The sequence below is a fragment of the Vibrio sp. 10N.222.52.C3 genome (genome assembly GCF_041474195.1).
Classification (GTDB): Bacteria; Pseudomonadota; Gammaproteobacteria; order Enterobacterales; family Vibrionaceae; genus Vibrio; species Vibrio crassostreae_C.
Map to the genome: position 1 here is coordinate 1 of NZ_JBFRTQ010000214.1, position 10,689 is coordinate 10,689.

Annotated in this window: 11 protein-coding genes; 4 read left to right on the forward strand and 7 right to left on the reverse strand. The window is 43.5% G+C overall.

The annotated features are described in order from the left end of the window. Positions 1-122: 122 nt before the first annotated feature. The 4 genes from AB4517_RS22270 to AB4517_RS22285 form a co-directional block, all read right to left on the reverse strand. Positions 123-635, reverse strand: coding sequence for a YchJ family protein (locus AB4517_RS22270; RefSeq protein WP_017060272.1), 513 nt, complete (start codon positions 633-635; stop codon positions 123-125). Positions 636-771: 136 nt separating this feature from the next. After that, positions 772-1,989 (reverse strand): EAL and HDOD domain-containing protein, encoded by a 1,218-nt coding sequence (locus AB4517_RS22275; RefSeq protein WP_029235542.1) that lies wholly within the window; start codon positions 1,987-1,989, stop codon positions 772-774. A 123-nt stretch (positions 1,990-2,112) separates the two neighbouring features. Beyond that, a complete protein-coding gene (gene lpxH / locus AB4517_RS22280) occupies positions 2,113-2,847 on the reverse strand; it encodes a UDP-2,3-diacylglucosamine diphosphatase (protein WP_017060274.1) in 735 nt (244 codons plus the stop codon). Positions 2,848-2,924: 77 nt separating this feature from the next. Continuing rightward, on the reverse strand, positions 2,925-3,419 hold the full coding sequence (locus AB4517_RS22285; protein WP_017060275.1) for a peptidylprolyl isomerase: 495 nt from the start codon (positions 3,417-3,419) through the stop codon (positions 2,925-2,927). 365 nt (positions 3,420-3,784) lie between these two features. On the opposite strand from AB4517_RS22285, the gene cysS reads away from it, so the two are divergent. Both cysS and AB4517_RS22295 read left to right on the forward strand, forming a co-directional pair. Beyond that, on the forward strand, positions 3,785-5,170 hold the full coding sequence (gene cysS / locus AB4517_RS22290; RefSeq protein ID WP_372150036.1) for a cysteine--tRNA ligase: 1,386 nt from the start codon (positions 3,785-3,787) through the stop codon (positions 5,168-5,170). Between the two features lie 83 nt (positions 5,171-5,253). After that, positions 5,254-5,832 (forward strand): thymidine kinase, encoded by a 579-nt coding sequence (locus AB4517_RS22295; RefSeq protein WP_017060277.1) that lies wholly within the window; start codon positions 5,254-5,256, stop codon positions 5,830-5,832. Positions 5,833-5,958: 126 nt separating this feature from the next. On the opposite strand, the gene AB4517_RS22300 is transcribed toward AB4517_RS22295, so the two are convergent. The 3 genes from AB4517_RS22300 to AB4517_RS22310 form a co-directional block, all read right to left on the reverse strand. Continuing rightward, positions 5,959-6,624 carry a YdcF family protein gene (locus AB4517_RS22300; RefSeq protein ID WP_032545711.1) on the reverse strand — a complete coding sequence of 222 codons (666 nt, stop codon included), beginning with the start codon at positions 6,622-6,624 and terminating at the stop codon, positions 5,959-5,961. Then, entirely contained in the window at positions 6,617-7,471 is an 855-nt protein-coding gene (locus tag AB4517_RS22305; protein ID WP_017060279.1) for an NAD(P)H-binding protein, read from the reverse strand. Before AB4517_RS22305 ends, AB4517_RS22300 begins: the two co-directional genes overlap by 8 nt. Positions 7,472-7,585: 114 nt before the next feature. Beyond that, positions 7,586-7,816, reverse strand: coding sequence for a TIGR02647 family protein (locus tag AB4517_RS22310; RefSeq protein ID WP_017060280.1), 231 nt, complete (start codon positions 7,814-7,816; stop codon positions 7,586-7,588). A 257-nt stretch (positions 7,817-8,073) separates the two neighbouring features. Here AB4517_RS22310 and AB4517_RS22315 point away from each other — a divergent pair, with 257 nt between their 5' ends. Together AB4517_RS22315 and focA are read left to right on the forward strand one after the other, a co-directional pair. After that, on the forward strand, positions 8,074-9,381 hold the full coding sequence (locus tag AB4517_RS22315; RefSeq protein ID WP_017065323.1) for an ATPase: 1,308 nt from the start codon (positions 8,074-8,076) through the stop codon (positions 9,379-9,381). A 362-nt stretch (positions 9,382-9,743) separates the two neighbouring features. Further along, positions 9,744-10,586 carry a formate transporter FocA gene (focA, locus tag AB4517_RS22320; protein ID WP_048614492.1) on the forward strand — a complete coding sequence of 281 codons (843 nt, stop codon included), beginning with the start codon at positions 9,744-9,746 and terminating at the stop codon, positions 10,584-10,586. Positions 10,587-10,689: the final 103 nt, after the last annotated feature.

Genomic DNA, 10,689 nt, shown 5'->3' on the forward strand with positions numbered 1-10,689 from the left:
TTCAAGATTTCAAGATTTCTAAGCCCTACGTCACTTTTCTAACCTCTGACTTTGCGTCATTCCGAGGAGCCTAAGCGACATCAGGAATCTCTTCTCTTAATCTGACTTCTTAGTCGAACGAGTTACCCGCAGCACTTCTTGTATTTCTTACCACTGCCACAAATACACGGATCATTACGGCCGATTTTAAAGCTCTCAACGGTTTGATTTAAGCGTGGGTCAATTTCTGGTTGTGTAGTTTGTTCCTGCTCTGGGAAGGTACCATCAATGTAGTACCAAAGACCGTCTTCACGTATAAAGCGAGAGCGTTCTTGCATGCAGTATTGTGCGCCTTCTTCATTGAAGTAAGCTTTAAACTCAACAAAGCCTTCGTCTTGGTGCGAGCCTACCGCAGTATCGATGACTTCTAGTCCTGCCCAATCACTGTTGATAGATTCGGCAATACCTTCTCTTTGCGCTTCTGCGTTGCAGCTAGGGTGGTAAGTCGCAACAACATAGTCAACTAAACCCAACACGTGCGCTGAATAACGAGAGCGCATCAACTGTTCAGGCGTTTCAACAGCACTGTGGTGAAGGTGCGCTGATTCACAGCACTGTTGGTAAGTATTTTTGCTACCGCATGGGCATAAAGACATAGTCAGATCCTGTAAAAATGGCCTCTATTAAGAGGCCATAAGTGAATGCGTGGGAGTTTACCAAGAAACGATCGCTCACCAAAGTTTAGTTTCTGTTGAAGTTATTGAAATTATCAAAGTGTTAGCGCGAAGTTTACTATTTCAAGGCTGGAGACAATAGCTCTTGAGCCCAAGTCGTCGCTTCGTCATAAGCTTGACCAAGTTGAGCTTCACTCAGTTTGAGAAGCTGGCGAATACGAGTCGCTTCTTCCCAACGAGCTTGCTCATACGCAACCACCATCGCCAATACAGCACCTAACACGCCTTTACGTTGAATCAAGGCTTGTTTGATCTCGATGTCGATCGGCACTGAATCGAGTACTTGTTTCAATGGTTGGTCAAAGAGTGAGTCCAACAGAGAGAACATACCGGTCAAAAAGGCTTGTCCAGGCTCAACCTTAACATTCATCTTCTCAACCAAGAGTTCACACTGACGTGCGCGTATTACCGCTAAGCCATAAAGTGAGTCCGGCTTATCTTCTTTCGCGGATGCGATAGCCACCAGTGAAACGAACTTACGCAGTTTCTGTTCACCAAGGTAAATAAGCGCTTGGCGGAATGAACGAATCGTTGTTGGTGAACCGCCAGCGGAGTTTACGTAGGTAAGTAGCTTATACGACATGGTCACATCGAGCGTAATCAAACGCTCTACTTCACCAAAGTCGATAGGGTCGTGCGCAATCTCTTTTAACAGCTGAACGGTCGTCAGGAATGCCGGGTTGAGCGCACGCGTTTGGATCATCTCTGGCTTGCTAAAGAAATAACCTTGAAAGTAGGTGAAGCCTGCTTTTTTCGCTTCTTGGTATTCTTCGTACGTTTCTACTTTCTCAGCAAGGAACTTGATATCTAGCCCTTTGAGAGAGTTCATAAACATCGCTGCTTTGGCAATTGGCGTCAAACGGATATCGAACTTGATAATTGAAACGTAGGGTAAGAAGCGCTTCCAAGCTTTACTTGGCACAAAGTCGTCTAGCGCAATGGTATAACCCGCGTCAAAGATGGTTTTGATTGCTTCAAGTAATTCGTCTGTTGGTTCGCAGTCTTCAAGAACCTCAACAACGAGGCTTTCTTTGGGGAACAGAGTAGGGACTAAGTTGATTAGGCTTGCATATGGGAAGTTCACGAACCCAAGCTTATCACCCAACGTATTATAGTGGGTCGATAAGAAGTGATCGGAAAGCAAACGGCTAGTAGCGAGCTCCGGCTCTACTTCAGGGAAAGTGTTCTTAGGACCATCCCTGAATAGCAACTCGTAACCTATGGTTTTCTTGCCTGTGTCGAGTATTGGTTGACGCGCTACGTATGAATATTTCAACTTGGTACTGTGTTCGGTTTATTTCTGGTAGAGAGATAATAGCTAATTCACTAGAAATTACCATACACTTTCTAAGAAAGTCTGACCGACAATAATAATCAAAGTGAAAGTTTAAGCGTGATGTTAAAAGCTATTGCTAAACGCTCGATTCTGTAGTTCAAAACTTTGCGGCGTGAACACCAGCACTGAGCCTTGCGTATACCAATCGCCAAGTACGATACGGGTTTTAGTGCAATTGTTAGCATTAAATGTATGGATGTCTGGGCGGTGAGTATGGCCGTGGATCATCAGATCGACATTGTTTCGTTCCATCACATCTTCGACTTCTTGCTGTGTCACATCCATGATGTCGAGAGACTTGGTCTGCTTGTCATCTTTGATATCTGATTGAACCTTTGAAACAATTTTCTTCTTGATGAAAAATGGAATTCGGTTGAAGACCCATTGTAACCATGGCTGATGCACTTTTTCGCGAAAGGCGAGGTACTTTACATCTTCAGTACATAGGGTATCTCCATGCAATACTACCGCTTTTTGCCCGTAGATATCGATCGTAGAAACTTCGTCGAGAAGTTGTACGCCCGTTTGCTTAGCAAATTTTTTGCCGACTAAGAAGTCGCGGTTCCCTTGAGTAAAGTAACAAGGCACGCCTGTTTTCACTAAGTCGATAAACGCTTGGCGGATAGAAGTCGCGAATTCACTCTTATCATCGTCACCAATCCAGAATTCGAAAAGGTCACCTAATACGTAAAGTGCATCCGCTTCTACGGCTTCTTTCTTCATAAAGGTTAAGAAGCAGTCTGTGATGTCTTCTCGTGACGGAGAAAGGTGCAGATCTGATATAAAATATGTTTTCATAGGTCTAAAAAAAGGGAGCGATTCGCTCCCTATATCCTGATTTTATCGGCTCATCAATACTAACCGAAAGCGATGAATTAAGCTTCGATTGTAGTACCAGTGATGATCACTTCTTCTAGAGGTACATCTTGGTGCATACCCATAGAACCAGTGCTAACACCTTTAATCTTGTTTACGATGTCCATGCCTTCAACAACTTCTGCGAATACACAGTAGCCCCAACCGTCTAGGCTTTCGCTACGGAAGTTTAGGAAAGAGTTGTCGTTAACGTTGATGAAGAACTGAGAGCTCGCTGAATGCGGTTCCATAGTACGAGCCATTGCTAGCGTACCAACTTTGTTCGCTAGACCGTTGTTTGCTTCGTTCTTGATCGTTGCACGAGTTGCCTTTTCTTTAAGGCCAGAAGTCATGCCGCCGCCTTGAATCATGAAACCATCGATAACACGGTGGAATAGTGTGTTGTCGTAGAAACCGTCACGGCAATACTGTAGAAAGTTTGCGCTTGTTTCTGGTGCTTTTTCTTCGTTAAGTTGAACTTTGATATCACCAAAATTTGTGTGAAGGATGATCATGATTGTTACCTTACTGTCTTTTTAATATGAAGTTCGAATTCTAGCGCATGTTGGCAGACTTTCAAATCACCAAATCATTAACTTAACTCGGATGTTTGAGGTAATACCAATCGTAGTAAATAACTGGCCATCCTAGCTTGTTAAAACACTTGATAACGTCGTTAGAAATTTTGAATGTAGAATAACTACTTATCGAAACTTTTTGTCGAAAAGAGCTTCCTTGTTCTCAAGCATTTTTTCTGCGCTATTTATGACCATCTACTTACCGTGATTGGTATAATTCCTGCTTTTAGGGATTACCTATTAAGGTATGACTTGTTATACTGCGAGCTTATTTTGATTAATCCATAAAATAGATAGAGATCATGCTGAAGATATATAACACGCTCACAAGACAGAAAGAGGAATTCAAACCAATTACAGCTGGCAAAGTCGGCATGTATGTCTGTGGGGTAACCATATACGATCTCTGTCATATTGGTCATGGTCGTACGTTCGTTTCTTTCGACGTAGTAACTCGTTACCTTCGTTACCTTGGTTACGATTTGAACTTCGTTCGTAACATCACAGATATTGATGACAAAATCATCAAGCGCGCTAACGAAAACGGCGAGTCTTGTGAATCTCTGACTGAGCGTCTAATCGGCGAAATGCACGCTGATTTCGATGCGTTGAACATGAAGCGTCCAGACGTTGAACCTCGTGCAACGGAATTCATCACTGAAATCATCGAACTTGTTGAAAAGCTGATTGAACGTGGCTACGCATATGTTGCAAGTAACGGCGACGTAATGTTCGAAGTTAAGAAGTTCGAAGAATACGGTAAGCTTTCTAAGCAAGACCTTGATCAGCTTCAAGCTGGCGCTCGTGTTGACATAGACTCTGCAAAACGTAGCCCGCTAGATTTCGTTGTTTGGAAGATGTCTAAGCCAGGTGAACCAACATGGGAATCACCATGGGGTCCAGGTCGTCCAGGTTGGCACATTGAATGTTCAGCAATGAACTCGTCTATTCTAGGTAATCACTTCGATATCCACGGTGGCGGCTCAGATCTACAATTCCCACACCACGAGAATGAAATCGCGCAATCTTGCTGTGCGCACGGCACTCAGTATGTAAATACTTGGATGCACAGTGGTATGGTGATGGTAGACAAAGAGAAGATGTCTAAGTCACTAGGTAACTTCTTCACTATCCGTGACGTGCTAGCACATTACGATGCTGAAACGGTACGTTACTTCCTAATGTCTGGTCACTACCGTAGCCAGCTAAACTACAGCGAAGATAACCTAAACCAAGCTCGCGCATCACTAGAGCGTCTATACACGTCACTTCGTGGCCTAGACCTTACAGCCGCTCCTGCCGGTGGCGAAGAGTACGTGACTCGATTCTCTACAGCGATGAACGATGATTTCAACACACCTGAAGCTTATTCAGTACTGTTTGAAATGGCTCGTGAAATCAACCGTATCAAGCCTGAAAGCATTGAAAAAGCAAGCGGACTGGGTGCATTGATGCGTGAACTAGCAGACATCATCGGTATTCTTCACCAAGAGCCAGAAGCCTTCCTACAAGGTGATGCGGCAGGTAACAACGACGAAGTGGCTGAAATCGAAGCGTTGATCAAACTGCGTAACGACTCTCGTGCTTCAAAGGATTGGGCAAATGCCGACCTTGCACGTGATAAGCTAAACGAGTTGGGTATTGTTCTGGAAGATGGCCCAGAAGGCACGACTTGGCGTCGTAAGTAAATCTTATAAAAAGGGCTGATTTTCAGCCCTTTTTTCTAGCACGAATTCTCTATTTTCACCTTTTAATTAACAGGAATATTTCTGTGGCTCAGATGTATTTTTATTACTCGGCAATGAATGCGGGTAAATCAACAACGCTTCTTCAATCTTCATTCAACTACCAAGAACGCGGTATGACGCCAGTGATCTTTACGGCAGCTTTGGACGATCGCTATGGTATCGGTAAAGTGAGCTCACGAATTGGTCTGCAATCTGAAGCTCAGCTGTTTAAAAATGACACCAACATGTTTGATGCGATCAAAAAGCTCAATGAGGAAGAAAAGCGTCATTGTGTTTTGATCGATGAGTGCCAATTTTTATCGAAGGAGCAGGTGTACCAATTAACAGAAGTGGTTGATAAGCTGCACATCCCTGTACTTTGTTACGGCCTACGTACCGATTTCCTGGGTGAACTGTTTGAAGGTAGCCGTTACTTACTGTCTTGGGCAGATAAACTTGTTGAGCTTAAAACAATTTGTCACTGTGGCCGTAAAGCGAACATGGTAATTCGTACCGACGAGCACGGTGTGGCGATTGCTGAGGGCGACCAAGTGGCTATTGGCGGTAACGACAAATACGTTTCTGTTTGCCGTCTGCACTACAAAGAAGCGTTAGGTAAATAAGCAGCTCTATTTGCTAACGCGAAAGAACGAAAAACGGTGACCAAGTGTCACCGTTTTTGTTTATTGGGCCTGTGTTTTGCTTTCTTCCAAGCCGAGCTTTTACTTTGTTCAAAGTCTAACTTTTGCTTATTCGAAACCGAGCTTCTTCAATGCTTGATAGGCGTGGTCAACGTCGTCGGGGATCGGCATCTCAATCTGAAAGCCTTTCTCTGGGTAGGATTTGATTCGCTCGTAATCAGCAATTAATGCGCCTAACACCATATCTAACGGCAACTCTTCGTTAAAGTAATCATCCCAAGTTTGCCATCGCGACGTCACGGTAATCTCGGAAGTTTCGTCAGGCCATTGTTTACTGAAGGTTGCGTAGGTACGTTTCTCCATGAAGGGCTTCTGAACTAAGGTTAGCCTCTTCGGCGATAACCCTTTTTCTGTCAGCAACTCATGAGTGAATCGTACATTTTCCCCAGTATTTGTTGCGTGTTTCTCTATGATAATGTCAGAGTCAGGCACGCCACAATCTCGTGCGATAGAAGCGAATGTTTCTGCTTCTGAGCGTTCAAAGCTTCTTTCGGTAAAGCGCCCCACACCGCCAGAAAAAACGATGTAAGGCGCGATCTGTTGGTGATAAAGCTCGGCTGCATATTCAGCTACGCGAGTATCGTTGCTACACAATACAAAGATACAGTCGGAAGGCGTAACCTTGTGACCCATCGACATAAAGTTCCAAAGGGTGTCGACTGAGCGATGCAGTTTTATGTTGGGATTTTTGTTAGCAATAGATTGTTCAGTCATGAAGTGCGTCCAGTGTGGATTCGAATTTAAATGAATAACCTAAGTCGAGAATCTTCTTCGAAGAGATTAACTTGTCTGGGGTATCAACAACAGCGGGCAGAGGCTCACTGCTGTTGGCGCTTTTCAGTGCCGCGGCATAAAACTCCGCCTTACTGACTGTATTTGGTGTGGTCACGTTAACTATTTCATTGTGCAGTTGACTGATAGCGAAATCGACAGCACCAATTGCATCATCAAGGTGCAGCATGTTGGCTGGAGCTTGAGTGCTGACTTGTTTTAACTTGCTTGCGAAGCGTGATGGGTGACGGCTTGGGCCGATTAAGCCACTAAAGCGAAGAATGGTGTAGTCGATACCGGAATCAATCACTGACTGTTCAGCTTGCAGCATGATTCGTGCGTTATCGGAAAATAAAGACGCGTGCTCGTTATCTGAGGTCGAAAGGGGGAGTGATGCATCCAGCTCGTTCAGCACACCCGGCTTAGTTGGGTATACCGTAGTTGAACTAACCATAATGAGCTTTTTAATGTTGGCCTTTTGGCATGCATTGGTGAGTTGCTGCCAGTAGTCGGCATACTCTTGTCCTGCTCCTTTTCTAAAGCCAGGAGGGAAGCTGCCAATCACAATTTCAGTGTTGTTTTCGAGTAACAATGAATAGAGTCGCCCGATAGTCTGTTGTGGATCGGATGAATCAAAGCTAAACACTTCACATGGAATTTGTTCGCTACCAATGGCATCTGCTCCCGCTTGGGTCGTTTTCGTGACCACTACTCGGTTACCATGTTTTTCTAAATGTTCAGATAAAGGTGCACCTACCCATCCTGCACCGACAATAAATATAGAAGCCATGTGTTCCTCACAACTGCAAATGACGAATTTACAATAAGCCTAACAAAGCTTTGCCCAAAAATGAAAAAACTCCACGGCCGAAGCAAGTGGAGTTTTTACTAGAACAATGGAGCTTTAGTTTAGTACGCGAAGAAGCTTGTCTGCGCGCTCTGCCATCTCGATACCTTCATCTGTTAGGTAACCGCCGTCTGGCTGAGTACAAAGGTTTTTTTCGAATAGGCGCTTAACAGCGTCTTGAGTTTCTTGAGCTGCCTCTTGATGGACTTTAATTCCAGTAGCTGCACTACTTACATCAAATTGAAGAAGGAGGTTTAAATCAGCAATATGTTCAGCGTTGTACTTCATAATTGACCTATATATTCATAACGTTCTCTACCTTCACCTTAGTGCGCATTCTCGGCTCAGGCAATAGCAAATAAAGAGAATTGATAAGTGATACCAAATTGATTGATTAATCATCGAGTGATGAGTTTATTTTGGTTATATTGGGTGATTTGCACCCACTTAAATCATCAGTGATGTTTATTGCTAAGTGGTTGTAATATATTGTGACTAGAAATAATTTGCATTGAGCGAATATTGTATAAAAAGGATATGCATAAGTGAGAGCGAACAAAGTAGCATTAACGATCAGTATGCTATTTGCTATCTCAGGTTGTCAAAGTACACCCTCAGAGCAGACAGACGCGAACCAAACCACAAACAACAATAATGAATCGACAATAGAGGTCCGTTCATTTCAGTCTGTCCAAAGCGTTTACTCCGAATGGGAAGTTAAGCTTGAAGACCATGCTCAATTGTCTCTCTATGCACCAGAGAATTACAATGAACTATTAGACGCATGGGATGATGCTGAAAGCATTTATGCGGACTTACTTAAAGACGAAACTCGGATAACCAAGAGTTACTCCATTTTTTCGAGCCTAACTTACGCTGAAGCCTTCGATGAAAAAATCGCTTTGATCAAATCAAACTATGACTCGATCTTAGTGTTAAAGAAGAAGGCTGATCGAGTACTCGCGGATTCGATTGTCCAAATGGATTACCTGAAGTTTCTTGGCGCAGATACCATGTTTACCTCGAGCTACAAACGTTTGTATTCAGAATACAGCGAGTTGTTCGAGTATGTGCTGGTCGATGAGCTTGAAGACGCTCAAGAAGCGCAGGTGGAATTTCTTAACAATGCTCGCTTACTAGAAGTTAAAGTGGCGCATAAGAAATACATCGAACCTTTGAAGAACGAATTAGAGTTCTTGGAAGATGAAGATTTCGATGACGTTGTTCCACTGACGTTTGCTAAAGCGGCATCTCAAATTGCTTTGGCAGAAAGCCAAGTGAAAGCCAGTCCCCGTGAAAAGTCTATCATTGAAGACGCAGTTCACGCTGCGGAGTTCGAATTAAACCACGTACGCAGTGTTGCTCATGAAGTCAAAGTGCTGGCGAGCGTAAAAGGCGACCAGTTCGAACAGTCGGTTTTGAATGCAGAGAACCAGTTATTGAGCATTTCACGAGTGGTTAATGATGAAGATCACCGTGATGTTGTATTGCGTCTTCAGTCTCAAAAAATTGTAGCGAGTGTTAAAGCGCTGAAAGGCTCAGACATGACGGCGTCATTAAAGTCAGAGATTAAAACTTTGACTGAGCAATTAGCTAAGCTGGAGTCTGAAAACCAGAAGCAAGCGCAGCAACTGTCTGAAGCAACCAAGCACAGTGAGTTGCTCGGTGAGCAGATTACCAAGAGTGATGCTCACATTAAAAGCTTAGAAGAGTTAGTGGATAGTTTGAAAAGCTTAGGTGGCAAAGTGGCCAACGAAAGTGACTCTGATGTGATGTCCCCAGCTGTTGAATCTACTCTAGAGGATTCAACCCTAGAACAATCATCAGAAGAAGTGATTGAACCTTCGGTTTAGCATCACTAATTTCTTTATTTGTGATTGAGTTAAAAGCGCCTTAGGGCGCTTTTTTACGTTCTGTTGATCTATGTCAAAATCTAGAAATAAAAGCGCTCTGTGAGCCATTTTAGTGTACGTTATTCTTTGATTTTTAACGTAACTTGTTGATATTTATAGATGTGTTATTTTCTATGCTGATAACTAATCATTCAGCAGAGTTTTCTTTTTACTACTAAAGTCGTATGAATTTGGAATAACTCGGACTATTTGCTTTCAACAAGGCTGTGAGAGCTATTTTGTGCCTAAAATAGCTCTTGAATTCAGAAATGAAAGAGAGGATTATCGCGCTCCCGACGACATGTTTCAAAATGTAAATCATCATGAATCTAAACCAATTTGACTCATTATTACCGCCACAAATGGCTGAGCGCGCTGCAGATATTGGCGTAGGTAAAGCAACCAAAGATCCAATCAAATCTTTTCTCCTAGCGATTTCCGCTGGCATACATATCGGTATTGCGTTTGTGTTTTACACCATCGTAACGACTGGTGCTGGTGATTTGCCGTGGGGTATTACTCGCTTATTAGGTGGCCTTGCATTTAGCTTGGGCTTAATTCTCGTTGTTGTTACCGGTGGTGAGCTATTTACCAGTTCGGTGCTGACTCTGGTTGCTCGTGCAAGTGGCAAGATTACTTGGCGCACGCTCGTTAAGAACTGGGCTACGGTTTATGTAGGTAACTTGATTGGCGCATTGCTGCTGGTGGCTTGTATGTTACTGACCAAACAGTACATGTTCGACCACGGCCAAGTGGGTTTGAATGCAATGGCGATCTCTCAACATAAGATGCACCATGATTTTATCCAAGCTATCGCGCTCGGCATCATGTGTAATGTATTAGTTTGTATCGCGGTATGGATGACGTTTAGTGGACGTACTCTGACTGACAAAATTGCGGTAATGATTTTACCTGTAGCGATGTTCGTATCGGCTGGTTTTGAGCACTGTATTGCAAATATGTTCCAAGTGCCTTTAGCTATCGGCATCAAAACATTTGCTCCAGCTGAATTTTGGACAATGACGGGCGCTAATCCTGCGGACTATGTTGATCTGAACATGATGGACTTTCTGATGAACAACTTGCTGCCCGTTACCATCGGTAACATCATTGGCGGCGGTATCTTTGTTGGTATGTGGTACTGGTTGATCTACCTACGTGACTAACTCAGTTGACGAAATGAGTTAACGCTCTGTGGAAACACTGAACTGACTTATGACATTTACAAGACGGCCTGCATTGCAGGTCGTTTTTTATTGTGCGCCGAGC

What these genes read in the sequence shown, in the direction of transcription:
- AB4517_RS22270 (WP_017060272.1), bottom strand. Translation starts at nt 635, where the DNA reads ATGTCTTTATGCCCATGCGGTAGCAAAAATACTTACCAACAGTGCTGT.
- focA (WP_048614492.1), top strand. Translation starts at nt 9,744, where the DNA reads ATGAATCTAAACCAATTTGACTCATTATTACCGCCACAAATGGCTGAG.
- AB4517_RS22310 (WP_017060280.1), bottom strand. Translation starts at nt 7,816, where the DNA reads ATGAAGTACAACGCTGAACATATTGCTGATTTAAACCTCCTTCTTCAA.
- AB4517_RS22300 (WP_032545711.1), bottom strand. Translation starts at nt 6,624, where the DNA reads ATGACTGAACAATCTATTGCTAACAAAAATCCCAACATAAAACTGCAT.
- AB4517_RS22285 (WP_017060275.1), bottom strand. Translation starts at nt 3,419, where the DNA reads ATGATCATCCTTCACACAAATTTTGGTGATATCAAAGTTCAACTTAAC.
- lpxH (WP_017060274.1), bottom strand. Translation starts at nt 2,847, where the DNA reads ATGAAAACATATTTTATATCAGATCTGCACCTTTCTCCGTCACGAGAA.
- cysS (WP_372150036.1), top strand. Translation starts at nt 3,785, where the DNA reads ATGCTGAAGATATATAACACGCTCACAAGACAGAAAGAGGAATTCAAA.
- AB4517_RS22305 (WP_017060279.1), bottom strand. Translation starts at nt 7,471, where the DNA reads ATGGCTTCTATATTTATTGTCGGTGCAGGATGGGTAGGTGCACCTTTA.